The organism is Marinobacterium sp. xm-d-530 (assembly GCF_013283365.1).
Lineage (GTDB): Bacteria > Pseudomonadota > Gammaproteobacteria > Pseudomonadales > Balneatricaceae > Marinobacterium_E.
Genome location: NZ_WBYM01000001.1, coordinates 188420 through 211478, shown reverse-complemented (window position 1 = coordinate 211478; position 23059 = coordinate 188420). Strand labels below are relative to the sequence as shown.

24 protein-coding genes are annotated in these 23059 nt (G+C 49.8%); 18 read left to right on the top strand and 6 right to left on the bottom strand.

The genetic code is table 11. The annotated features are described in order from the left end of the window. Positions 1-233 precede the first annotated feature (233 nt). From argJ to yacG, 4 genes are read left to right on the top strand one after another with little or no spacing between them, the layout of a single operon-like run. A complete protein-coding gene (argJ, locus tag XMD530_RS01130; protein WP_173506586.1) occupies positions 234-1448 on the top strand; it encodes a bifunctional glutamate N-acetyltransferase/amino-acid acetyltransferase ArgJ in 1215 nt (404 codons plus the stop codon). Between the two features lie 21 nt (positions 1449-1469). After that, positions 1470-1868, top strand: a complete 399-nt coding sequence (gene mutT, locus XMD530_RS01125; RefSeq protein ID WP_173506585.1) for an 8-oxo-dGTP diphosphatase MutT — start codon at positions 1470-1472, stop codon at positions 1866-1868. Beyond that, on the top strand, positions 1868-2470 hold the full coding sequence (coaE, locus tag XMD530_RS01120; protein WP_173506584.1) for a dephospho-CoA kinase: 603 nt from the start codon (positions 1868-1870) through the stop codon (positions 2468-2470). Before mutT ends, coaE begins: the two co-directional genes overlap by 1 nt. 16 nt (positions 2471-2486) lie before the next feature. Further along, entirely contained in the window at positions 2487-2693 is a 207-nt protein-coding gene (yacG, locus tag XMD530_RS01115; protein ID WP_173480423.1) for a DNA gyrase inhibitor YacG, read from the top strand. Between the two features lie 241 nt (positions 2694-2934). On the opposite strand, the gene nadC is transcribed toward yacG, so the two are convergent. Then, positions 2935-3774, bottom strand: coding sequence for a carboxylating nicotinate-nucleotide diphosphorylase (nadC, locus tag XMD530_RS01110; RefSeq protein WP_173506583.1), 840 nt, complete (start codon positions 3772-3774; stop codon positions 2935-2937). Positions 3775-3875: 101 nt separating this feature from the next. Here nadC and ampD point away from each other — a divergent pair, with 101 nt between their 5' ends. Next, complete coding sequence (gene ampD / locus XMD530_RS01105; protein WP_173483373.1) at positions 3876-4412, top strand: 1,6-anhydro-N-acetylmuramyl-L-alanine amidase AmpD; 537 nt, start codon at positions 3876-3878, stop codon at positions 4410-4412. Between the two features lie 10 nt (positions 4413-4422). On the opposite strand, the gene XMD530_RS01100 is transcribed toward ampD, so the two are convergent. Beyond that, the gene (locus XMD530_RS01100; protein ID WP_173480426.1) at positions 4423-5139 is read right to left on the bottom strand and encodes a 16S rRNA (uracil(1498)-N(3))-methyltransferase; all 717 of its coding nucleotides are present in this window, start codon (positions 5137-5139) and stop codon (positions 4423-4425) included. 75 nt (positions 5140-5214) lie between these two features. Here XMD530_RS01100 and XMD530_RS01095 point away from each other — a divergent pair, with 75 nt between their 5' ends. Both XMD530_RS01095 and phbB read left to right on the top strand, forming a co-directional pair. Next, on the top strand, positions 5215-6549 hold the full coding sequence (locus XMD530_RS01095; protein WP_254443091.1) for an MATE family efflux transporter: 1335 nt from the start codon (positions 5215-5217) through the stop codon (positions 6547-6549). A 255-nt stretch (positions 6550-6804) separates the two neighbouring features. Next, entirely contained in the window at positions 6805-7554 is a 750-nt protein-coding gene (gene phbB, locus XMD530_RS01090; protein ID WP_173480427.1) for an acetoacetyl-CoA reductase, read from the top strand. Between the two features lie 98 nt (positions 7555-7652). On the opposite strand, the gene XMD530_RS01085 is transcribed toward phbB, so the two are convergent. Then, positions 7653-8072, bottom strand: a complete 420-nt coding sequence (locus XMD530_RS01085) for a YchJ family protein (RefSeq protein ID WP_173483879.1) — start codon at positions 8070-8072, stop codon at positions 7653-7655. Between the two features lie 81 nt (positions 8073-8153). Here XMD530_RS01085 and sbcB point away from each other — a divergent pair, with 81 nt between their 5' ends. Continuing rightward, positions 8154-9599, top strand: a complete 1446-nt coding sequence (sbcB, locus tag XMD530_RS01080; RefSeq protein ID WP_173506582.1) for an exodeoxyribonuclease I — start codon at positions 8154-8156, stop codon at positions 9597-9599. A gap of 9 nt (positions 9600-9608) precedes the next feature. On the opposite strand, the gene XMD530_RS01075 is transcribed toward sbcB, so the two are convergent. Then, positions 9609-12350 carry an insulinase family protein gene (locus tag XMD530_RS01075; protein ID WP_173506581.1) on the bottom strand — a complete coding sequence of 914 codons (2742 nt, stop codon included), beginning with the start codon at positions 12348-12350 and terminating at the stop codon, positions 9609-9611. A gap of 141 nt (positions 12351-12491) precedes the next feature. Between XMD530_RS01075 and XMD530_RS01070 the strand changes: the two genes are divergently transcribed. The 8 genes from XMD530_RS01070 (at position 12492) to nadA (ending at position 19606) form a co-directional block, all read left to right on the top strand. Beyond that, positions 12492-12875 (top strand): DUF6394 family protein, encoded by a 384-nt coding sequence (locus tag XMD530_RS01070; protein ID WP_173480431.1) that lies wholly within the window; start codon positions 12492-12494, stop codon positions 12873-12875. Next, a complete protein-coding gene (locus XMD530_RS01065; protein WP_173506580.1) occupies positions 12872-14566 on the top strand; it encodes a TrkA family potassium uptake protein in 1695 nt (564 codons plus the stop codon). Before XMD530_RS01070 ends, XMD530_RS01065 begins: the two co-directional genes overlap by 4 nt. Then, positions 14563-15477 carry a DMT family transporter gene (locus tag XMD530_RS01060; RefSeq protein WP_217364137.1) on the top strand — a complete coding sequence of 305 codons (915 nt, stop codon included), beginning with the start codon at positions 14563-14565 and terminating at the stop codon, positions 15475-15477. The genes XMD530_RS01065 and XMD530_RS01060 overlap by 4 nt, the downstream gene beginning before the upstream one ends. 18 nt (positions 15478-15495) lie before the next feature. After that, entirely contained in the window at positions 15496-16359 is an 864-nt protein-coding gene (locus tag XMD530_RS01055; RefSeq protein WP_173483883.1) for a Tim44 domain-containing protein, read from the top strand. 96 nt (positions 16360-16455) lie between these two features. Next, positions 16456-16974, top strand: a complete 519-nt coding sequence (pal, locus tag XMD530_RS01050) for a peptidoglycan-associated lipoprotein Pal (protein WP_173506579.1) — start codon at positions 16456-16458, stop codon at positions 16972-16974. Continuing rightward, positions 16974-17816 (top strand): tol-pal system protein YbgF, encoded by an 843-nt coding sequence (gene ybgF / locus XMD530_RS01045; protein WP_173506578.1) that lies wholly within the window; start codon positions 16974-16976, stop codon positions 17814-17816. Before pal ends, ybgF begins: the two co-directional genes overlap by 1 nt. A 2-nt stretch (positions 17817-17818) precedes the next feature. Then, positions 17819-18505 (top strand): 7-cyano-7-deazaguanine synthase QueC, encoded by a 687-nt coding sequence (queC, locus tag XMD530_RS01040; protein ID WP_173488535.1) that lies wholly within the window; start codon positions 17819-17821, stop codon positions 18503-18505. Positions 18506-18562: 57 nt separating this feature from the next. Beyond that, positions 18563-19606, top strand: a complete 1044-nt coding sequence (nadA, locus tag XMD530_RS01035; RefSeq protein WP_173506577.1) for a quinolinate synthase NadA — start codon at positions 18563-18565, stop codon at positions 19604-19606. A gap of 44 nt (positions 19607-19650) precedes the next feature. Here nadA and XMD530_RS01030 read toward each other — a convergent pair whose 3' ends face one another. Next, positions 19651-21060 (bottom strand): M48 family metalloprotease, encoded by a 1410-nt coding sequence (locus tag XMD530_RS01030; protein WP_173506576.1) that lies wholly within the window; start codon positions 21058-21060, stop codon positions 19651-19653. A 75-nt stretch (positions 21061-21135) separates the two neighbouring features. Between XMD530_RS01030 and XMD530_RS01025 the strand changes: the two genes are divergently transcribed. Together XMD530_RS01025 and XMD530_RS01020 are read left to right on the top strand one after the other, a co-directional pair. Continuing rightward, positions 21136-21372, top strand: coding sequence for a sulfurtransferase TusA family protein (locus XMD530_RS01025; protein ID WP_173506575.1), 237 nt, complete (start codon positions 21136-21138; stop codon positions 21370-21372). 7 nt (positions 21373-21379) lie between these two features. Further along, positions 21380-22453 carry an AI-2E family transporter gene (locus tag XMD530_RS01020; RefSeq protein WP_173480440.1) on the top strand — a complete coding sequence of 358 codons (1074 nt, stop codon included), beginning with the start codon at positions 21380-21382 and terminating at the stop codon, positions 22451-22453. 55 nt (positions 22454-22508) lie between these two features. Here the strand turns inward: XMD530_RS01020 and bcp are convergent, their stop codons facing one another. Continuing rightward, a complete protein-coding gene (gene bcp / locus XMD530_RS01015) occupies positions 22509-22958 on the bottom strand; it encodes a thioredoxin-dependent thiol peroxidase (RefSeq protein ID WP_173480441.1) in 450 nt (149 codons plus the stop codon). Positions 22959-23059: the final 101 nt, after the last annotated feature.

Sequence of the window (23059 nt, the reverse complement as noted above, 5' to 3'; positions counted from 1 at the left end):
AAGGCCGAAGGAGCGGGGTGTGTTTGATCCACAGGATGTGGTGAATGCCGAAAGTGCAGGAGCACACTTTCGGCCCTGCTTCTTCTTTGCTCACACAAAGAAGAAGGCTAGCCGACGCTAGTCGGATAGATTGCCCTTGATCTTCCCAAAACAACAACACAAAAATAGTTAGCTGGCACAGATCAAACCCATTAAAATAATGGCCTATTATTTTTAACTCCGAGGAACTCTCCATGGCTGTTGGTCCTGACACTCTTCCTACGCTTCACCCTGTTGCAGGTTTCAAAATTGGTATTGCCAGTGCGGGCATTAAGAAGCCTGGACGTCGCGATTTTGTTGTGATGGAGTTTCCGGAGAGTGCGTCAGTAGCGGGTGTTTTTACTAAGAACGCTTTCTGTGCGGCCCCTGTTCATTTAGCGAAAGCCAATATGGCGACGGGTCAGGTGCGTTACTTGGTCACTAACACGGGTAATGCGAATGCCGGTACTGGTGAGCAGGGGATGATGGATGCTAAAGCGGTCTGTGCAGAGCTTGCACAGCGCGCGGGTGTTGCTGACTCTCAGGTAATGCCTTACTCAACCGGCGTCATTGGTGAGCCTCTGCCAGTCGATAAGATCGTTGGTGCGTTAGATGCTGCATTGGCTGATCTTAAAGAGGACAACTGGTTGGATGCCGCTTGGGGCATTATGACGACTGATACTCGTGCTAAAGCGGCGTCTGAGCAGATCGAAGTGGATGGTAAAACCATTACGATTACCGGCATCTCCAAAGGTGCAGGGATGATCATGCCAAACATGGCGACAATGCTGGGATATGTGGCGACTGATGCCGAGATTGATCAGGTCTTGTTGCAGTCGTGGATGAGTGCTGCGACGGAACGATCCTTTAACCGCATCACTGTCGATGGCGACACCTCGACCAATGATAGCTGTACTCTGGTTGCGACGGGTGCTTCTGGGGTTCGAATAGAGGCGGACAGTGCTGCTGCAACGGCCTTTGTTGAAGCCTTTAACCGTATTATGTTGCAACTCGCTCAGTTGATTGTGCGTGATGGCGAGGGCGCAACGAAGTTTGTTGAGATCCGTGTCGACTCGGCTGAAACGTCAAAAGAGGCGTTGGATGTTGCTTACACCATTGCTCATTCGCCACTGGTGAAAACCGCTCTATTCGCCAGTGACCCTAACTGGGGTCGTATCTTGGCCTGTGTGGGTCGTGCCGGCATTGAAAACCTTGATCTGGATGCGCTACAAATCTATTTAGGCGATGTCTGTATTGTCGAGAAGGGTGGCCGAGCGGCCAGCTACACCGAAGAGCAGGGACAGGCGGTGATGAATGAGGAGGATATCCTGATTCACGTGGTACTTAATCGTGGTACTGCCAGCGAGACGGTCTGGACGACTGACCTATCGAAAGAGTACGTGTCGATCAATGCCGACTACCGTTCATAAGAGACTATTCAAATAATCGCTATGAAACAGATACTGGTTGCCGCCGCCGCAATACTGAATCCACTAGGTCAACTGCTGATTGCGAAGCGCCCCGATGATAAACATCAAGGCGGGCTTTGGGAGTTTCCGGGCGGTAAGGTAGAGGCTGATGAGTCGGTTGAGACAGCGCTAAAGCGTGAACTGCTTGAAGAGATCGGTATTGAGGTTCAGCAGTGCGAACCTCTGGTCCGCATTGAACACGACTACAGCGATAAATCGGTGGTCTTAGATGTCTGGGTGGTCAGCTCATTCAGTGGCGAAGCGTCCGGTTTAGAAGGCCAGCCCATTGAGTGGATCAACCCTGTTGAGATGGATTCCTACCAATTTCCAGAAGCGAATCTGCCGATTATCGCCGCACTGAAAACGAGATTGGGCCTCTAATGCCTCCGTTTATTTTGGGGCTAACTGGCGGCATAGCCAGCGGTAAAACGGCCGCCGCTGATCGTTTAGAGTCCCTCGGTGCAACACTGGTGGATACCGATCTCATTTCGCGCGAAGTGGTAGAGCCTGGTCAGCCGGCGCTGACTCAGATTGAACAGCATTTTGGGCCTGAAGTGATTCAAGATGATGGCCAGTTGAATCGTGCGGCACTGCGTGAGAGGGTCTTTAAAGATCCTAATGAGCGTCAGTGGTTAGAGGCTTTGTTGCACCCGCTGATTCGTCAAAGGACCCTCGAACGCGCTTTAAACGCCGAGACCCCAATCGCGGTGGTGGTTGTGCCCTTGCTGTTTGAGAGCGGGCAATACCAAGAGATCGATGCGTCGCTAGTGATCGATGTGCCGGTCGAGGTACAACGACAGCGAACCTTGAGTCGTGACGGTGTAAGTGAAGCGCAGGTCGATTCGATTCTTGCCGCCCAGATGGATCGTCAGTCACGAATTGATCGGGCCGATTATGTGATCAGCAATACCGGCACCCTGGATGAGCTTTATTCTCAGGTGGATGCGCTCTATCATCAGCTGACCACTCAACAAACGACATAATCCGACAGGAGCCCTTGTGAAAGTTAAATGCCCCACCTGCGAAAAAAAGGTCGAGTACTCCACCGAAAACAAGTACCGCCCATTCTGTTCAGAGCGCTGTAAGTTGATTGACCTAGGCGAGTGGGCAAGCGAGGGATACAAGGTCGCGACTCAGCCGGATATTGAGGATTTCAGTTCGGGTATGAGTCCTGAAGAGTTTGAACATACACCGACTCGGCATTGAGTTTGTTGGCAAACTTTACCCGACGATCTGGAAGATGCTGATAAAGTTGGGTCAGACCAGAGGTCAGCCCCGCGACTGCGTATCGAGTTTAATTCACTAGTGACTGGCTTCAGCCTGTCATCTGCTTTATCGGTGTTTTCCAGATAGGTAATAAATTCTACCTGCGGATGACAGGCTGAAGCCAGTCACCGGCACTATCGCGACCTCTGCGAGATCGCTCCTACGATATTACTTATCTGAACTAGACCAACCGCATTGATAGATCAATCGCGCGGCAGTGCTTGGTGAGCGCGCCAATCGAAATGTAGTCGACTCCGGTTTCGGCGTAACTCACCAGGGTGTCGTCGGTGATGTTGCCGGACGCTTCCAGTTTGGCTCTGCCATCAACCAAGGCAACCGCTTCGCGCATCTGATCGGGAGTGAAGTTATCGAGCATGATGATGTCTGCACCCGCTTCTAGGGCTTGGTTTAACTCGTCAAAGCTTTCGACTTCGACTTCCACCGGTTTGCCTGGGTGGTTGGACTTGGCTTGTGAGATGGCGGATTCAATGCCGCCGGCCGCTAGAATGTGATTCTCTTTGATTAGAAACGCATCAAACAGACCGATGCGGTGGTTGTAGCAACCGCCGCAGGTGACGGCGTACTTCTGTGCCAAACGCAGCCCCGGAAGTGTCTTGCGCGTATCTAAGAGTTTAACTGGGGTGTTGGCGACCTTGTCTGAGTACTGTTTGGCGAGGGTGGCAGTGCCTGATAGTGTTTGAAGGAAGTTGAGTGCTGCGCGTTCACCGGTCAATAGGCTTCTCGCAGAGCCTTTTAGAGTGAAGAGCAGGGTGTTCGGCGCGACGGTGTCCCCATCTGCTACTTTCCAATCTACCTCGACGGTCGGGTCGACCTGTTTAAAAACCTCATTGACCCAAGCGCTGCCGGCAATCACCGCTTGATCGCGTGAGATGATCTCGGCTTTTGCCTGCTGGCTCTCTGGAATCAGCTCCGCCGTGATGTCACCTGTACTGACGTCCTCTTCAATCGCAAGACGGACATTCGCTTCAATGGTGGGCTGCAGGGTTTCTAGCGTTAGCATCGACAGGGACTCTTCGGGTAATATGATCTGAACAGGTATTGTACGTGATCTTACCTGCATCGCCACTGTTAGCGGGGTTCAATTTGTCAGTTAGTTTCAGTATCGATCAGCCTTCAGGCCGGCTCATAGGCGCCGACTGGATCGCCTCGCCCAATTGTAATGAGCGACCTAGTGATGAGATCTCACTGTTGGTGATTCACAACATCAGCTTGCCGCCAGGACAGTTTAATACTCAGGCGGTAGAGCGCTTCTTTTGTAATGAGTTGGACTGCAGCGAGCACCCCTACTACCAACAGATAGAGGGGTTAGAGGTCTCTGCCCATCTGCTTATAGAGCGGACGGGGCGTGTGGTTCAGTTTGTACCATTTAACAAGCGTGCATGGCATGCCGGGCAGTCCAGTTTTGATGGACGCGAACAGTGTAATGATTTCTCGATTGGCATTGAATTGGAAGGGAGCGATGATCAACCCTTTACCGATCAGCAGTACGACCAATTGGTTCAGATCACTGAGCAACTGCTGACCCACTACCCGCTGATTACCCCACACCGAATCACCGGTCATAGTGATATTGCACCGGGACGTAAAACCGATCCGGGACCCTGTTTCGATTGGGGTCGTTATTTAAACGCCCTTTGATCACTGTCAGCTAACTAATGGGAAAAAGTCGCGACAGTAACACGGGTACAGCGGTCTCGACCCGTAAAATCCGCTCCCCAAGGTGAATGGCCTCTAGCCCCTGTTGCTGCATCAGATCGACTTCGTAAGGGATAAATCCGCCTTCAGGACCGACTGCTATCAATGTCTCTTCATCTGATGGTTCAGGGCAGAGTGAAGCGTTGTAGGGATGGGCGATCAGTGCGCGTTTCCCATTAACCAGCGCTGGCAGTTCATCCTCAACAAAGGGTTTAAATCGTTTACGGATATGCACTTTGGGCAGTTGTGTGTCGCCAGCTTGCTCTAGACCCAGAATCAGATGTTCGCGGATCGAGTCTTCTGACAGGACAGGCGTTGACCAGTAGCTCTTATCGACGCGATAGGCGTTGATCAGGTAGATCTCTTTTACCCCCATGGCGGCTAGGGTTTGAAAGGTCCGTTTCAACATTTTTGGACGGGGTAGGGCCAGTAGTAGAGTCGCTGGCAGTGGTTTGGGGGGCTCTTTTTGAAGGTCAACCTTAAGGGATACCGACTCAGAATCGATCTGATCCACTCTGGCTGAGCCAATCAGTCCATTCAGTTCGCCCGCTCTTAGGGTGTCGCCGACCTCTAGTTTTTGTACTTCAAGCATGTGGCGGTGACGACGGTCACTGATGCGCACCTCAGTTGAGGAGGTGAAATCCTCTTTTTCTAGAATCAGTAAATTCACATTAAGCCCTGACAAATTTTGTAATAGTGTACTGCAAAGCTGGGTGTGCGTGGGAACCTAGGTTATAGTGCCCGCATGTCTAAAGCTGCAGATCTGACTAATGACCCGATAAGACCGACACTGGTGCGCATGACCGTGCCGATGATGTTCGGCATGATCAGTCTGATGCTGTTTAACTTGGCAGACGCTTGGTTTGTCGGTCGCTTAGGCACTTGGCCGCTGGCGGCACTGTCCTTTACCTTTCCGATTAGCTTCTCGCTGACCAGTCTGGCCATCGGTCTTGGTGTGGGGACTTCTGCAACTCTAGCTCGCCTGATCGGTCGCGGTGAGAAACAGCGAGTGGCACGTTTAGCGACTGATAACCTACTGATGGCAGTTTTGATTACTGCTGTGGTGGGCTTTATCGGGCAGTTTCTTTTGATTCCTATCGTAGAGTTGATGGGGGCTGCTGAGTATCTGATCCCTTATATAGACGCATACATGTCGGTCTGGTTCTTTGCGGCCATCTTTATGGTTCTGAACATGGTCTGTAACAGCACCTTCCGCTCGATGGGTGATACTCGCACCTCAGCCGCGCTGATGTTGGGCTCTTCAATTCTCAACTTTATCCTGGATCCCATCCTGATTTTTGGTTGGGGCGCTATTCCTGCGATGGGCATACAGGGTGCTGCCATTGCTAGCTTAATCGCTTGGGCGATCACCTCTGTGTTAGCGATTTGGGTGCTGTTCGTTCGTAAAAAGATGATCCTGCTGGGAGTACTAGACCCCAGTGTGTTGTTTAAAAATTGGCGTTCAGTCCTAAAGATCAGTCTGCCCGCGGCTCTGTCAAATATGATGACGCCGCTGGCTAACGGGATTTTGACAGCGATTGTTGCGCAGCATGGTGCAGCTGCGGTTGCAGCGTTTGGGGTAGGCAGTCGTATCGAATCTCTGGCCCTACTGGTCTGTTTGGCCTTGTCGATGACGCTGCCACCTTTCATAAGTCAGAACTTAGGTGCGAAACAGATCGCGCGTGTTAAGTCTGCCTACAGTGATGCGGTGTTCTTTGCATTGAGTTGGCAGTTGTTGATCTACCTGCTGTTAGCCCTTGGTGCAGGGCTTTTAGTGCCACTGTTTACTAACGACTCTGAGGTTGGTCGCTGGTTGGTTCTCTGGATGTTGATTGTACCGCTGGGCTTTGGATTTCAGGCGACTACTTTCCTCAGCTCGTCCAGCTTTAATGCTCTGCATCTCCCCTATCATGCGATGCGTGTCAGCATCGTTCGACTCTTTCTCTTCTACATTCCACTCGGCTGGCTAGGTAGCACCCTGTTCGACCTTAAAGGGCTCTTTATCGGCCTAGTGGTAGCGAATGCGCTGACGGCGCTGTTCGCTTGGTTCTGGATGATCCGGACCCTAAAAAGGGTCTAATCAGACGTCATACCACTGTCATCTCTCTGGTTTAAATTGATCCACTACTTTGGTTCATTGTCTGACATTAAAACTTGTCAGGTTCTAAAAAGTAGAGTAATTACTTATTTAACGTAGGGTTTTTAAAGCCTCCATGGCCTATGTTTTTCCATTTCTTGCTTGCTGAGAGTGGAGCGCAGAAAGCAATAAGAGTGGCCAATTCCCTGCATATCAATCGCCTCATTGAGAGTCGATCACAACACAAGGGTGAATAATATGAGTCAAAAAGTCGCACTCGTTACTGGTGGTACCGGTGGCTTGGGTGTCAGCATCTGTCGCAAATTGGCTGATGCTGGTTTTAAAGTCGTTGCTGGCTACAACTCAGGTGGTAATCACGAGAAAGCCAAAGCTTGGCAAGAGGAGCAACGCAAAGATGGCTACGAGATCGAAGTCGCTTACGGTGATGTCACTAATGCTGAGTCTTGTGCTGAGTGTATTGCGACGGTTGAAAGGCTAACTGGTGGTTCAGTTGATGTCCTAGTCAACAATGCGGGTATTACTCGCGATGGTCAGTTCAAGAAGATGAGCTGGGAACAGTGGGACGAAGTACTTAGCGCCAACCTCGACAGTATGTTCCACATGACACGCCTAGTGATTAACCCAATGCTTGAGAAAGGCTTTGGTCGTATCATCAATATCTCCTCTGTGAATGCGCAGAAAGGTCAGTTCGGTCAGGCAAACTACTCTGCAGCTAAAGCGGGTATCCACGGCTTTACCAAGGCGCTGGCGCAAGAGGTGGCTGCTAAAGGGATTACCGTCAATACGGTGTCACCAGGTTATATCCTAACCCCAATGGTGGCTAAGATTGATCAGGCAATTCAGGATAAGATTACTTCAACGATTCCGGTTAAACGTTTCGGTACACCGGATGAGATCGGTCGCACGGTAGCCTTTATTGCTGACGAAGAGTCGGGTTACATGACCGGTGCGGACTTCTCAGTGAACGGTGGTCTACACATGTTCTAATCCCTCTCTAATAGAGTTAGGGATTAATCGATGTCAGACGCAATTTTTTCAAAAGGCGTATTTAAAGGCCTAGTCAGTGCGTCTGACATCACTTTCCTTCAATTGACTTCAACGTCGCCATCCACATAGATCCATTTGTCAGCGTCACGGCGAAAATTGGATCGTTCGTGCAGTACCCCAGCTCTTCCATCGGCCGCTTTAAAGTGAGCATTGAACTCGACCTGTCCTTTTTGGTGCAGAGGTCCACCCTCATGCGTATCCAGTATCTCCAGTTTCACCCACTCGGTTGAGCGAAGCTCTTGTGCCAGCATGTTCGCTTCACCTGGTGAGCGTCGCTCTGGCGCTAAAGTATCGATCAGATAGTCCACAGCACCGACAGAGAAAGCTGTGTAGCGTGAGCGCATCAGCTTTTCAGCAGTGGGTGCGACTGCGATGCCGGCTAGATAGGGTTGGCAGCACTCTGAAAAGGGGGCGCCACTGCCGCAGGGGCAGTTTGATTCAGTAGGATTGTTTAGCATTTTTAGAACTCTCTTAGCCAGAATGGAAAGGGCCTGTTACTCTTAACGCTATTATCAGCAATTTTCATCAAGGATGCGAAGATGAGTGCGCAAAGCGAGACGTTTTTTTGGCACGACTACGAGACCAGCGGAACCGATCCACAACGAGATCGTCCCATGCAATTTGCTGGTATTCGGACCGATGCCGACCTCAATATCATTGAGGATCCTGTGATGATCTACGCTCGTCCTGCCGATGATATGTTGCCGCACCCGATGGCTTGTTTGATTACCGGGATTACGCCACAAATTGCCTTAGAGAAAGGGGTCAGTGAAGCCGAGTTTATCGCTAGGATTCATGCAGAGTTGGCTCGACCAGGTACCTGCGGTGTCGGTTACAACTCAATCCGCTTTGATGATGAGGTGACGCGAAATACCCTCTATCGCAATTTCTACGATCCCTATGCGCGTGAGTGGCAAAATGGCTGCTCTCGTTGGGATATCATCGACATGTTACGTCTCACTCGCGCACTTCGTCCCGATGGAATCGTTTGGCCTAGCTACGAAGATGGCACGCCGAGTTTGCGTCTGGAAGATCTGACCAAGGCTAACGGCATTGAGCATGGTAGTGCCCACGATGCGTTATCTGATGTCTATGCCACCATTGCGATGGCCAAGCTGGTTAAAGAGAGACAACCCAAGCTGTTTGATTATGTGATTCGTCATCGCTCCAAATTGGCGATTCAAAAACTGATCGATCCGCAAAGCATGAAGCCGGTGTTACACGTCTCATCACGTTACCCGGTAGAGCAAGGCAATATGGCGGTTGTTGCCCCGATTGCGGTGCACCCAACCAACAAGAATGCCAGCATTGTTTGGGATCTACGACACAACCCAGCCCCGCTTTTTGAACTGACTGCCGAGCAGATTAAACAGAATCTCTATCTCCCGCGCGATCAGCGTGATGAGAATACCCCTAAATTAGCTCTGAAGTTGCTGCATGCCAATCGTTGCCCGATTGTGGCACCGGCCAACATGCTGCGTGGTGATGAACCGGCAAAGTTTGCCATTGATGGCGATCAATGTCGGGCGCATTTGGCGCTATTGCGCAATGAACCCAATCTCCGAGAGAAACTGATGGCGGTTTACCAAGAGGATCGCGATGCGATTGCTGACCCTGATCTGCAGATCTACTCTGGTGGCTTCTTCTCCAATGATGACAAAAAACTGATCGATCGCGTGCGTGAGGCGGATGAAGAGAGCTTGTACGAATTACAGCTGCCGTTTCAGGATCCCCGTCTAGAGGAGATGTTGCTGCGTTATAAAGCTCGAAATTTCCCAGAAACCCTAACCGATGAGGAACAGTTGAGTTGGGAGGAGTTTCGAGCGCAAAAGCTACTGAAAGGCACCGGTGGTTACCTCACCTTTGAAGCACTCTATGCAGAGCTGAATCGCATTGCTGAACTACCGGAGACTACGGCTGAGCAAAGGGCGATATTGGAAGATATCGCCCTCTATGCGGAGTCGATCTACCCCTTTGAACCTTAGAGAGTATGACTAAGATTGCTCAGGGTTAGCCTCTATCCAAAGTTTACGTTCAAGCAGCTGATCTGCGCGTTTGAGTATCTGCTCAGACGTCAGATTGTCTAACGCGGTTAGAAGCTGCTCTCTGGTATCAAAGTTTAGGTTGTCACGATCAATCTCTCGCCAGAGTCTTTCAGTCTCATCCGCCAACCGCTTGGAGGGTGACGCAATCCGCGAGCGCAGACTTGCTCGATACTGTTCGATGTTTTGCTCTAGCTCTGCTGCTAACCCTGCACGCCAACCCGATAAGAAATCACTATAAGCCTGTTTCAGCGCTTGCGAATCAGCCGTCGGAGATTGCACGGTCAAACCGACTCCGGGTGTTTCACCTATAGGTAGAAGGTTTGAAAAGACCACATAGCCCAGTTGCTGCTCTGTTCTCAGCTGAGTGTAAAACGGTGTCGAGAGAAGCTCGTTGATCAGAGCGGTTTCAACGCGTGCTTGAGCGGTGTCACTGTCCGCCTGAAGGTAGAGCAGTAGTGCGGAGTCGGTATGCGCCACCGAGATCGATTTGGTTGTCTCTCCCTCAGCTAGGCTCTTCGCTTTGATTGGGCTGACTTTAACGGATTTCATTTCAGAGAGTGCTGAGTGAACGGTTGAGCTGATCAACTTAGCTTGTTCACGACTGATATTGCCGTGGATAAACAGTTTTAACTGACCCTCTGCGAGCAGACTCTCCCTCTGCTTGGAAAGATCAGCCAGTGTCATCGAATCAATGACAGCCAGTTTCTCTTCACTGCTCCAACTGTTCAACAACTCTTGGTAGAGCAGGGCAAAGGTTCGGTTGTAGGGCTTCTCTTTAAGGCTGTTGGCAAGATCCTCTTTAAGGCTCTGCTTTAGTCGAGCAAATAACGCCTCATCCTGTAATGGCATTCTCAGTGGCCTGAGCAGTGTTTCTAACAACCGATCCAGACGCTGGTTGTAGCCACTCACTTTAATGGATAGGCCTCGCAGGTGAGGGTAGAGCTCTGCATTCAGTCCAGCCAGTGCAGCATCGTAGAGCGCTTCGTTGAGCTGCTCATTGATCATGTCGGTCAACAGTGAATTGGCGACGGATGCGGCAGCATCAGGCTGAGCCTTATTTGACAGAATTGCCAGATTGATTGCCCCTCTGGGCTGCTTGTAGCTGACATCAACCTTGTGCAGGGCTGTGAGATTGCCCTTTTGAAAAATAGTCTCAGGTAACTCTGCTTGCGACTCTTCGAGAAGATCGAACTGATCGGCAATGTAGGGGTTCAAGGGTTTTATGCTAAGAGCAGGAATGGATTTAGGGCTCCTCCAACGCTCTAGAAGGGCGGAGTCGATTGTTTTAATGCTGTAGTCGATCTCATATCGAGGTTCTTGCTGATCCGTCTCAACCTCTTGTGAATAGAGGCCTAGCACTAGGTTGTCCGGCGTCATGTACGAGAGGTAGTCGTTAATCAACGCGGCATCAAACTGATCAAAGGCGTAGGAGGCCCTGATCAATTCAGCCTCAGGGTAGTCCACCATCATCTGAGAAAGACGCATCACGTTGTGGATCGGTTCTGAACTCTGCTGGAATCGGAACTCATTCATCGCAAGAAGAGCTTGTTCATCAAAGAGTGACTGTTGAACACCGGCCTGTTTAATAAGCTCAAATTTGCTAAACACTGCCTCAATCACACGCTCTTTCTGCTCCAGACCTTTTAGGGTTAGATCGATATGGATATCAAAGGTCGATTGTTCGGGTTGATCGATGCCAGTCCAAGCCCCGACGCTGTCGGCTAGACCTTCATCCTTAAGGTAAGAGAGGAGTGACCCTTTGCCCTCATAGCCGATTTGGTTTGCAATAAAGTAGAGCGGTTTTTTCTTCCAGTAACCTTCTCTGGGGGGAACAGGAAAAGTGAGCGTTAGTTGGCGGCTCTCTTTGAGGGTTTTGATGCGAATCTCACGACCTATCTCGTTCTCTGTGAACAGCGGCACCGCATCGCTGTAGGGCGTGGCGTTGCTGTTTTTAACCTTAGAGAAACGCTGAGTTACTAGCGTCTCTAGTTCGTCTAAAGAGAGCGGTGCGCTGACCACTAGTGTCATCAAATTGGCCGAGTAGTAACGGTTGTAAAAGTCGATCAAATCGGGGCGAATGGGGTTCTCTGGCGTGTTTTCCAGAGTATCGAGGTTGCCGACCGAAAACTGGGTCCAGTTGTGCTCTGGGTTCATCGCCTCTTTTTTAGCCACGTAGATGCGACGTCCATCATCCAGCCGTTTTGACTCGTACTCAGAGTGGACGGCATTTCGTTCACGATCCACGTAAGCCTCAGTGAAGAGTGGTGCTATGAAAAATTGAGCGAAACGATCGAGCGCTTCTGGGAACGCCTCTGCTCGGACATCAAAAAAGTAGTTCGTATCATCGTAGGCGGTGAAGGCGTTGTGGCTGCCGCCATTAGAGTTAATGAACGCTTGATAGGCGTCCGCCTCTGGGTATTTTTCGGTGCCTAAAAAGAGCATGTGCTCTAGGAAATGGGCCAGTCCTGCACGCTCCGGTGGGTTGGCGCTACTACCTACTTGTACATTCAAGGAGGCGGCTCCTTTGTCGCTCTGCATATCCGAGATCAGCAATGCTCTTAACTGATTGTCCAGTTCAAGAATTCGATACTCACGAGTGTCGTTGAGGCTTTTGATTATGTCGGCACCAACGATCGACGACAGTGATAAAAAAACGAGAAATAGAAGAGAAACGATCGATTTCTTGATCACGATGTGAAATACCCCCTAGATAAACAGTCACGATAAGTGTTAGCTTCAGTCATTAATATTAAGCCTAACTTAAACGTCGTTAAGATGTTGAACAGAAATACGTTTTAAGCTGACTAACTGGATTATTGGGAGCGCTTGTTGATGAACCGTGAAAAGGTTGTATTTGGATTCTTTATCATCTTAGCCCTGACGCTGAATGTCGGCTTTGTTCTTGGGGATATCGATAACCCTGCACATCATGAAGTGTTTGAGCTCTTTTTGGCCCTGGTGGTTAGTTTAATTTGTACGGTGTTGAAGTTTGGTGACCGCAGCCACCTTGGAGCACTGCTGCTGGCGACTAGCTTGGTTGCCGATTTGCAATTGATTGCCGCTGCTGTGGTCTGGGCCTATGCCGAGCAGATCTCGTCACTGGGAATGACGGATGGGACGATGGCCAGTATTGTGTCGCTTGCAGCTGGCGCACTGGTGGCGAATGTTGTGTCGGTGGTTCTGCTAGTGGTTGAGAGTGCGTCGATTCGTCGATGAATACACTGCTCTATATTCTACTTAGGCGGCTAAGACTGCCCCTGAGCGTTCTAATCGGCGTTTACGCCGTCTCTGTGCTTGGGTTTGTTTTAATACCTGGGCTTGATGATCAGGGTCAGCCTTGGCGTATGGATTTCTTCCACGCCTTCTACTTTGTCTCGTTTATGGGTTCCACCATCGGTTTTGGTGAGATTCCTTACCCATTCACCAGTGCTCAGCGGATGTGGACCCTGGTCTGCATCTACGCAACCGTCATTGCTTGGCTCTATGCCATCGGTGCCATGTTGAGTGTGCTGCAAGATCAAGGATTCTCGCGTCTGTTGCGCACTCGCCGTTTTGCTCATCAAGTTCGATCGATTCGAGAGCCCTTCTATCTAATTTGTGGCTTTGGCACAACGGGCCGAGATGTGGTGGCTGGACTAGAGCAACAGGGTATCAAGTCAGTGGTCATCGATATCGATCAGAGCCGAATTGATGCTTTAGAACTTGAACAGTATTCACTGCCGGTGGTGGGTCTATGTGCCGATGCTTCACTGCCAGAAAATCTCGATCTGGCCGGTTTGCAGAACTCAAGTTGTCTGGGTGTGTTGGCCCTGACCAATGATGATAACGTCAATCTGTCGGTCTCGATTGCCAGCAAGCTGCTCTATCCGAAACGCATTGTGGTGAGCCGCAGCGAAAATGATACGACCACTGCCAACCTCTACTCCTTTGGCACCGATCTGGTAGTCGACCCCTTTAAGCAGTTTGCCGAGTATCTTGGCCTAGCGGCCCACAGTCCGCAAAAGCATCTGATCGTTGATTGGCTGATTTACTCTGAGCACCGCTCAATCGCATCAACCTATAAGCATCAATCGGGTCGCTGGATTTTATGTGGCTATGGTCGCTTTGGTCGCGCGTTAGCCGGCTCCATGCGTGCTGAGGGGACAGAGATCACTTTAGTGGATCCTCATATGGATAGCTTCAGAGGTGATGAGCCCACATCGATTGTCGGTATAGGTACCGAGGCATCTACCCTGATTCAAGCGGGTGTTGAAGAAGCGGTGGGTATTATTGCTGGTACAGGTAATGATGCGGATAATCTGTCGATCATCATGACGGCTCGCGAATTAAATCCTAGGTTGCAGACGGTTGTTCGCCAAAACTTGGACTCTAATGAGTTAATTTTTGAGCGACTTAAAGCCGATTTTGTCATGAACCCCGGTCGCACCATTGCCAGTCGCATTCTGGCTCATCTGCGTACACCTTTGCTGGCTGAGTTTTTAGACCAATCGATGGCGCTTGATGAAGTGGATGCCAGAGAGCTCATTCAGCGCCTAAATCGCCTTGTAGGTGATGGCCAGGTTCGCATTCAGGCTTTTACACTGGGAGAAGAGACGCCTGCAGTAAAAGAGTGGATAGAATCTGGTCAGACATTGACGTTACGATCACTACTCAAATCCCCAGCAGATCGAGCAAAGGAGCTGAAATGTTTGGCTCTGCTGGTGAAGCGTGGTGATCAATTTATGATCGAGCCGGGTGAGCTGACTGAGCTGCAGTTGGGAGATCAGATCCTGTTTGCCGGAAGAGGAGCGGACCTGTCTCAACAGCGCTGGTTGTTTGAGAACTCTCGTACTCTCAATTACGCCGTAACAGGCGAAGAGCCTCATTACGGTTTATTAAGTTATTTTGCTAAAGGAAATGCACGTTGATCGCCTATCTATTGTTGATCTTAACGCCACTATTTTGGGCGGGTAATCATGTCGCGGCTAAAGGAGTGGCTGATATTGCCGACCCACTATTGATGGCATTTTTACGCTGGGGACTCGCCTTTTTGATCCTATTGCCTTTCTGGCTGCCCAAAGCGATTCGACAGTGGCCGATTATAAAAGCGCATTTTCCACTGCTCTTTTGGTTATCACTCACCAGTGTCGGGTGTTTCAACACGTTCATCTATTTGGGGGTTGAGACGACCACCGCGACAAACACTACTTTGATGCATGCGATTATTCCCGTTCTAATTTTGTTGTTGAACCGGCTATTCTTCAAAGAGTCTGTGGGTGGGCTGCAGTGGTTAGGGATTGCGGCATCACTGATGGGAGTTCTGGTATTAATTACCCAAGGTGAGTTGCAGCGAATTGCCTCACTGCATCTTAACCCAGGGGATGTCTGGATATTGGCTGCGATTGTGACTTGGGCTCTCTACTCGATCACCTTAAAGTTCAAACCTAAAGAGCTCGAGCCGTTCACCTTTTTCGGGCTGTCGGTTTTGATTGGTTTGCTGGTGATCTTCCCATTTGCACTGTTTGAGCAGGGTGGCTTTGTCATGCCGACCCTCGAGACGCCAGTCTGGGCGGTTGTGGTCTATATTGCGATCTTTCCGTCTATACTCTCTTACTCTTTCTGGAATCGTGGTGTGGCGCAGTTGGGCGCGTCGACGGCGGGGCTGTTTATCTATCTGATTCCGGTATTCGGCACACTCTTGTCTATCTTGGTGTTGAATGAGACTATGCACAGCTTCCATCTAGTCGGAATTGCCCTCATTGTGCTCGGCATCTGGTTGGCCGTCGTAAGACGAGTGATAGCTGGTATTCGACAGAACCGAATTAAAACCGTTAATTGATCTGAGGTTTATACAATAATGAAACAACTCTTTACGCTCCTGTTTGCATTTTGTTTGGTGGCAGCTATCCCCCATCAAGCGGAGGCTAAACGTTTTGGTGGCGGTTTTAGCTTGGGCAAAAGCTACTCCATGCCTAAGAAGGCCGCTCCGGCTCCGACCAAACAGGTTGCCCCTTCTCAAACCGGATCAAAAACGGCGCCGACCTCAACGGCAGGCGGTAAAGCGGGTATGGGTGGTTTAATGGGTGGACTATTGGCCGGCGGTATTCTGGGAGCTCTCTTTTTCGGTGGCGCCTTTGAGGGTATCCAACTGATGGATATGCTGTTGATTGGTTTGGTCATCTTTATGCTGTTTAAACTGTTCGGGTCGCAAAGAAGGGCTGCTTATGCAGGCGCTTCTCAGGGAGGATACGCCCCGAATGAAGTACCCATCGCTAGAAATGCTGAACAGGGATTGGGTGGTGCTTCAAACGCTTCAGGTATGAGCGCGACGTTCGCCAAGATTGATACGCCTGAGTGGTTTGATGAAAACGCTTTCCTGGCCGGCGCTAAGGATCATTTCAAAAATTTGCAGAGTGCATGGGATCGTCAAGATTGGCAGGAGATCGCCTCTTACACCTCTCCCGAGCTATTGCAGTCGCTTAAAACGAATCGAATGGTTTTACCAGAAAACCAATTAACTGAGGTTTTGTCAGTTGATGTTGAGTTGGCTAACTTCCAAACCCTTTTGGGTGAGCACATTGTTAGTCTCTATTTTGAAGGTGAGATTCGCGAAAATGGTTCAGCCGTCAGCACTCCATTTGCTGAAGCTTGGCATCTCAGTCGAGACGCAGATTTAGACTCTGGAAACTGGACTCTGGTCGGTATTGAGCAGGTTTCTTAAGTTTTTTTAGATAGTCGCTTGAAATCCTTTAGCTCAGCCTATAGTTTAAGCATTATCCAATAGGACCAATAAAAATTTTATTTTAGGAGATTGACGATGCGCGCAATCGCAATGACTCGTGTAGCAGCACTTGCAGCAGCCGTAGCGCTGGTTGCAGGTTGTAGTTCAACTAGCACAACAACGGATGGCGGTGCAGATGGTGCAGCTACCAACAACGCAGCAACTGCTCAGGGCGCTGACGGCAGCAATGTGACTGCTGGCTCTTTTGCTGAAGTTGCTAAACTGCGCACCGTTTTCTATTTCGACTTCGATCAGGCTGTTGTTAAACAGGAAGGTTTCTCTGATCTTGAAGCGCATGCTAAGTACCTATCGAACAACCCAGGCGCGACTGTACGTTTAGAAGGTCACGCTGATGAGCGTGGTACTCGTGAGTACAACATCGCGCTGGGTGAACAGCGCGCTAACGCTGTTGCTCGCCTTTTGATGGTTAACGGTGCTGGTAGCAACCAGATCGAAACTATCTCTTACGGTGAAGAGAAGCCAGCTATGCTTGGTCACACTGAAGCTGAGTGGGCGCTAAACCGTCGTGTAGAACTGAGCTACACTAGCCGCTAATGAAATTGCGTCTATTTATTGCTCTACTGACTGCTGGCACTATTGCCAGCAGTTCTGTTTCTGCAGCACAACATTCTCAATCAGCTAACAGCGAATTGGTTCTTCTTCTGCAGCAGCTGCAGGCTGAGGTTCGCCAGTTGCGTGGTGAGATTGAGACACAGCAGTATCGTTTACAAAAGCTCGAAAAAGAGCAGTTGGATCGTTACCGTGATATGGATCGCCGCCTAAGCTCTTTAGTGCTTCAACAAGCTGACCCGCTTGCTGCGCCGGCTCCTGTTGCTGCTGACCCAGTTACTACTAACCCTGTTGTTGAGACAGCGTCTCCAAGTGTGGCTCTTGGTGAGAATCGGGCTGCTTCCGAAACAAATGCACCCGTTTCAAGTAGTGCTGCTGCGACACAGCCAGTCGAGAAGACCGTTGCTGGTTCTCCTGTTGAGGCGGAAGCACCTGTAGCCCCTGCTGAACCTACAGTCAGTGATCGAGTGGCTTACCAGCAAGCGTTCACACTGGTTCGTGAACGTAAGTTTGATGAGTCAGTTCAAGCCTTTGAACAGTTTATTCAGACCTATCCTAGCAGTGATAACCTAGCGAATGCCTACTACTGGATTGGCGAAGTGAAGCTTGCTCAGCAGCAACTAGACTCAGCGAAAGTCGCATTTGAAACGGTGGTTTCTCAGTTTGTTGGCCATCGTAAGCGCCCAGATGCACTCTATAAACTGGGTGTTGTGCAGGATCGTTTAGGTGATTCTGCTGCGCAACAGAGCAGTTTTAAACAACTGCTTGATGAGTATCCGAAAAGCTCAGCTGCAGGTCTAGCTCGTAACTACAAGCCTCGCTCATAACTATGAATCAAAAGACGAAACGTGCGGTCGTTCTGCTATCAGGCGGCCTTGACTCTGCTACGGTATTGGCGATTGCTGCTGATCAAGGGTATGAGTGTTACGCGCTAAGCTTTGACTATGGGCAGCGCGCTTTGACTGAGTTGAATGCCGCCAAAGCGGTTTGTGCCTCTGTTGGTGCAAAAGAGCATCGCGTATTTTCACTTGATCTTGCTCAGTTCGGTGGCTCTGCCCTGACCGATAGTTCGATTGAGGTGCCTGAGGGTGAAACCGAGGGCGTTCCTATCACCTATGTGCCTGCTCGTAATACGATCTTCCTCTCTATGGCGCTGGCCTGGGCGGAAGTTTTGCATGCGGATGCGATCTTTATAGGTGTTAATGCTGTGGACTATTCGGGCTACCCTGATTGCCGTCCAGAGTTTATTAAGGCCTACGAAGAGATGGCAAACCTAGCGACTAGAAACGGCGTCACGGGTGAGCCATTCAAAATTGAGACACCTTTGATTGATCTTACTAAAGCAGAGATCATTCAAGCCGGTCATCGTTTGGGTCTGGACTACGCTTTGACTGTCTCCTGCTATCAATCAGACGATGATGGCCGGGCTTGTGGTCGCTGTGACAGTTGCCGCCTACGAGCTAAAGGCTTTGATGATGCGGGTGTTTCGGATCCGACACGTTATATCCCAGTCTAACTCTTAACTAATTGACTCGTTACGACGTTGCTTTATACGTCACTTTTTGAGGTTGGTATGCAAACAAAAGCAGATCTTGATCAACGTATTATGGTGCAAGAGCATTTTGCTCAAGAGCATCTGCCCAGTGATCTTACGCCTGCTCAAGTCGCTGATCTTGAAGAGCAGATAGCGGTTGAACTGAAAGAGCGCGATGCATGCTTGGTCGCTCACTATTACACTGATCCTCTGGTTCAAGCACTGGCAGAGAAGACCGGTGGTTGTGTTGCTGATTCGCTTGAGATGGCGCGTTTTGGTGCTAATCACTCGGCATCTACTCTTGTGGTCGCTGGTGTAAAATTTATGGGTGAGACGTCTAAGATTCTTAGCCCGGATAAGCGCATCTTGATGCCTACTTTGGAGGCAACCTGTTCACTTGATATCGGTTGTCCTATCGATGACTTTAGTGCGTTTTGTGATGCACATCCTGATCATGAAGTAGTCGTTTATGCGAACACCTCTGCCGAAGTGAAGGCGAGAGCGGACTGGGTGGTGACATCGAGTATCGCACTGCAAGTCGTTGAACATCTGGTTGATCAGGATAAAAAGATCATCTGGGGTCCTGATAAGCACCTAGGCAGTTACATCGAGAATCAAACGGGCGCTGAGATGCTGTTGTGGGATGGCTCGTGTATTGTTCACGAAGAGTTTAAAGCGAAAGGGTTGTTGGATCTTAAAGCGGTCTACCCGGACGCTGCGGTGCTTGTTCACCCAGAATCGCCCGCCTCTGTTGTTGAGCTTGCCGATGCAGTAGGCTCCACCAGTCAGCTAATTAAAGCGGCTCATGATCTACCAAACGATAGGTTCATTGTAGCAACCGATCGAGGCATCTTCTTTAAGATGCAGCAGGCTGCTCCAGGCAAAACCTTTATTGAAGCACCCACCGGAGGTTCTGGTGCAACCTGTCGAAGTTGCGCACACTGTCCCTGGATGGCAATGAACGGCCTTGAAAATATTTTGGATGGACTGCGTCATGGCCGTGAAGAGGTCTTTGTCGATCCAGAACTTCGTCAACGTGCGCTTCGCCCACTTGAGAGAATGTTGAGCTTTCAAGCCCGCTAATCTCTAATTGAGTGAGTGACTTTCTCAGTTGCTCACTTCAATCTTTATTTAAACAGTTCATCAAACCTCAGTTGGTCTGATCGAATCTCTCTCTCCCTCTGTTCGAGCCAACCCAGTTGAATCCTATTGTTCCTAGCATCCCTGCGGGCAAACTCTACCTGCCTGAGCGCTAGATCAATTTCAGCTCGCTGAAAAAAGAACTCAATTCGGGTACGGTGAAGCTGCTCTATATCATTGATCAAGCCATAGAGCTCGGCGAGATGGTATAAAAACAGTGTATTGTTGGGGTGATCTCTAAGCAGTTTTCTGTAGAGGCTGATCGCTTGTGAGACGTTTCCCTGCTCTCTATAGGTCTTGGCCAGTGCCGCTTGCACGGCAAGGTCATTAGGGTAGAGGTCCGTTAGCTCATCCATTAACTGTCCAGTCGCTTGCCCGCTGAGAGAGAGTTGAGTTAAACGACTGAGTTGCACCCAAGGGTGTTGTTGCCAGCTTTTGGAGAGTGCCTCCCAGTGGTTTTGCGCTTCCTCGTTGTTATTCACAGAGAGCGCTTTTAAGTAGTGAGTAAAATGCTTGGCTGACTCATCTAATTCTGAGTTGTTAAGTAGCTGATTTTCAGCGCCATACTTAACAGCCACTCTCGATTTGGCAATCATAAAGTTTTGGTGGTCACGATTCTCTGTGCTTGCGCTCGGTAAATTCATGGCACGGTTAGTGGAATCAGCGATTCTCGATTCAGTCACTGGGTGGGTTCGTAAAAACTCGGGTACAGCGCTGCCCGAAAAACGATTGGCTTGCGCTAGCTGTGCAAACATCTGTGGCATCGCTTGAGGGTCATACCCTGCGGCAACCAGCGTGCGCATACCTGCTTGGTCTGCATCGAGCTCATTTTGTCTACTGAAGCTAAGTCTTGCATTTTCTGAAGCTCCAATAGTGCCTTGAAGTGCGGTTGCTCCTGCGTTGGGGTTGATGCTAGAGAGTAAAATACTGCCGACGATGCCAGCTAATACTAGTGGTTGTCGCTTCTCGCTGGCCGCCTGTTGTTGTGCAAAGTGACGCTGACTTAAGTGGGCAAGCTCGTGAGCGATCACCGACATTAATTGATCTTCTGTCTCTGTTGCTAGCAGCAGACCCGCATTGATGCCAATGATGCCGCCCGGTGCGGCAAAGGCATTAACCTCCTGTTGGTCGATGACCAATAGATCTAACCGCTTATCTTGTAGCTCAGAAAAGGGAGATAGGTACCAGAGTCGATCTTTGAGGTAGTTTTCGACGATGGGATCGTCCAAAAGCTGGGCTTGGGCTTTCATCATGCGCATCCAGGCCTGGCCAAGTGCTCTCTCCTGCTCAAGCTGATAGCTCGAGTTGGTGCTGCCTGCTAGGGAGGGCAGCTTCTCTGAGCCTTGCACGCTCAAGCCGATAAGGCCGGATAGTAGAATGATTAAAGGGGTTCGCATCAGAGGTAGCATAGCCTTTGTTCTGCATATCAGTTACATTGCGCCGATAGATTCGCTTTTTACACTGACTTTAGTATGACAGAGATTTACATTGATAAAAGAGTCGACGCGTCGGGTTTAGCTTGTCCGCTGCCGTTATTGAAAGCAAAACAGGCGCTGAACACCCTTGAAGTAGGGCAGGTGCTTGAGGTGATTGCGACGGATGCGGGTTCTGTACGTGACTTTAAAGCTTATGCTGATCTGTCGAATCATGAGTTGATCTCCACGACAGAGAACAACCAAACCTATATTCACCTTCTTCGCAGAGGTTAATTGAGCGATGCAAAAGATTTTTAGTAAATGGGTACAACGTTACTTCTCAAATGAGGAGGCGCTGTTGCTGTTTTTATTGCTGTTTGTCTCTGGTTTGGTGATTTGGCACTTAGGTGGTGCGCTGATTCCGGTCTTTGCCGGGCTCATTCTTGCTTTCATGATGCAGGGCGGTGTCAATCGATTGAAAAGCATTGGCTTGGGTCACAAAAGTGCTGTTGCAACGATGTTTATCGCCTTCACCGGTTTTGTTGTAGCAATGTTCCTGTTCATTCTCCCTGCAGTTTGGACGCAGTTGGTTAACCTGTTCAATGAGCTGCCCGGCATGGTGACGAAGTTGCAGCAGGTATTGATGCTGCTCCCTCAGAACTACCCTGAATTGGTCTCTGCTGAACAGATTCGCAACCTTATCGGCACCGCTGCCGCTGAGCTGAGTCAGTTAGGGCAGTGGCTACTTAGCTTCTCGTTAAGCTCTCTAACGGGTGTGTTAACCGCGCTGATCTACTTCGTTTTGGTGCCTATTCTGGTGCTCTTCTTCCTGTTGGACGGTGATCGTTTGATCGCTGGTTGGACTGCATTTCTGCCTAAGAAGCGGGAGATGATGGATCAGGTCTGGAACGAGATGGACTCTCAGTTGGCTAACTATATCCGCGGTAAGGCGATTGAAATTTTAATCGTTGGTGTCGCTACCTTTATCTCTTTTGCACTGCTGGGTATCAACTATGCTGCGCTACTTGGTTTGTTGGTTGGTCTGTCGGTGTTGATTCCTTATATCGGTGCTGCGGTGGTGACTGTCCCAGTGGCGCTGATTGCCTTCTTTCAATGGGGCTGGAGCGATCAGTTTCTCTACCTAATGCTTGCCTATACGATCATTCAGGCGATCGATGGTAACGTGATTGTACCCTTGCTCTTTTCCGAAGCGGTTAATTTGCACCCAGTCTCTATCATTGTGGCTGTACTGGTATTTGGAACGCTATGGGGGTTCTGGGGTGTTTTCTTTGCTATCCCACTGGCGACTCTGGTTAAGTCGATTGTCTCAGCCTGGCCTACAGCGGATGAACTGCCACCATCTGATGCAGGGTAAGTTGGATCGTCAATTTTAAAAAGAAGGGGTGCTGAGGCACCCCTTATCGTATCGATCAGTCGCCCAATATCTGAGCGGTGTGCTCTTTGGTTTTGACTTTGGCAATTACATCAGAAACCTTGCCCTGCTCATCGATGATGAAGGTGGTTCTGACCGTACCCATGTACTCTTTGCCGTAATTCTTTTTCAGCTGCCAGGTTCCGTAGAGTTCATGAACAGCATTGTCAGTATCGGCAATAAGTGGAAAGGGAAGATCATACTTTTCGATGAAGTTACGATGCTTGGCCTCTGAATCTGTGCTCACACCGATCACTTGATAGCCATTGTCCGCCAATCGCTCAATATTATCTCGCAGGTCGCAAGCTTGAGCGGTACAGCCAGGCGTGTTGTCACGAGGGTAGAAGTAGAGAACAACCTTTTTACCCTTGTACTGACTTAGCGTGATTGTCTCTCCATTCTGGTCCTTTGCTTCAAAGTCCGGAGCTGTTTGACCGACTTCAACCATCTTTATCTCCTAGTAATGCAATAAAAAGTTACTGTGCCTCTACGAATGTTACCCGGAAATCGTTTAAAATGGTCGGCTAAATAGTATTCTTGCTGATCATT

Bases quoted from the DNA above. Each gene is read 5' to 3' on its own strand.
- sbcB (WP_173506582.1), top strand. From the start codon at position 8,154: ATGAGTGCGCAAAGCGAGACGTTTTTTTGGCACGACTACGAGACCAGC.
- pal (WP_173506579.1), top strand. From the start codon at position 16,456: ATGCGCGCAATCGCAATGACTCGTGTAGCAGCACTTGCAGCAGCCGTA.
- XMD530_RS01070 (WP_173480431.1), top strand. From the start codon at position 12,492: ATGAACCGTGAAAAGGTTGTATTTGGATTCTTTATCATCTTAGCCCTG.
- argJ (WP_173506586.1), top strand. From the start codon at position 234: ATGGCTGTTGGTCCTGACACTCTTCCTACGCTTCACCCTGTTGCAGGT.
- XMD530_RS01085 (WP_173483879.1), bottom strand. From the start codon at position 8,072: ATGCTAAACAATCCTACTGAATCAAACTGCCCCTGCGGCAGTGGCGCC.
- XMD530_RS01025 (WP_173506575.1), top strand. From the start codon at position 21,136: ATGACAGAGATTTACATTGATAAAAGAGTCGACGCGTCGGGTTTAGCT.
- XMD530_RS01020 (WP_173480440.1), top strand. From the start codon at position 21,380: ATGCAAAAGATTTTTAGTAAATGGGTACAACGTTACTTCTCAAATGAG.
- XMD530_RS01095 (WP_254443091.1), top strand. From the start codon at position 5,215: ATGTCTAAAGCTGCAGATCTGACTAATGACCCGATAAGACCGACACTG.
- ybgF (WP_173506578.1), top strand. From the start codon at position 16,974: ATGAAATTGCGTCTATTTATTGCTCTACTGACTGCTGGCACTATTGCC.
- phbB (WP_173480427.1), top strand. From the start codon at position 6,805: ATGAGTCAAAAAGTCGCACTCGTTACTGGTGGTACCGGTGGCTTGGGT.
- XMD530_RS01030 (WP_173506576.1), bottom strand. From the start codon at position 21,060: ATGCGAACCCCTTTAATCATTCTACTATCCGGCCTTATCGGCTTGAGC.
- nadC (WP_173506583.1), bottom strand. From the start codon at position 3,774: ATGCTAACGCTAGAAACCCTGCAGCCCACCATTGAAGCGAATGTCCGT.
- XMD530_RS01055 (WP_173483883.1), top strand. From the start codon at position 15,496: ATGAAACAACTCTTTACGCTCCTGTTTGCATTTTGTTTGGTGGCAGCT.
- queC (WP_173488535.1), top strand. From the start codon at position 17,819: ATGAATCAAAAGACGAAACGTGCGGTCGTTCTGCTATCAGGCGGCCTT.
- nadA (WP_173506577.1), top strand. From the start codon at position 18,563: ATGCAAACAAAAGCAGATCTTGATCAACGTATTATGGTGCAAGAGCAT.
- coaE (WP_173506584.1), top strand. From the start codon at position 1,868: ATGCCTCCGTTTATTTTGGGGCTAACTGGCGGCATAGCCAGCGGTAAA.
- XMD530_RS01065 (WP_173506580.1), top strand. From the start codon at position 12,872: ATGAATACACTGCTCTATATTCTACTTAGGCGGCTAAGACTGCCCCTG.
- mutT (WP_173506585.1), top strand. From the start codon at position 1,470: ATGAAACAGATACTGGTTGCCGCCGCCGCAATACTGAATCCACTAGGT.
- bcp (WP_173480441.1), bottom strand. From the start codon at position 22,958: ATGGTTGAAGTCGGTCAAACAGCTCCGGACTTTGAAGCAAAGGACCAG.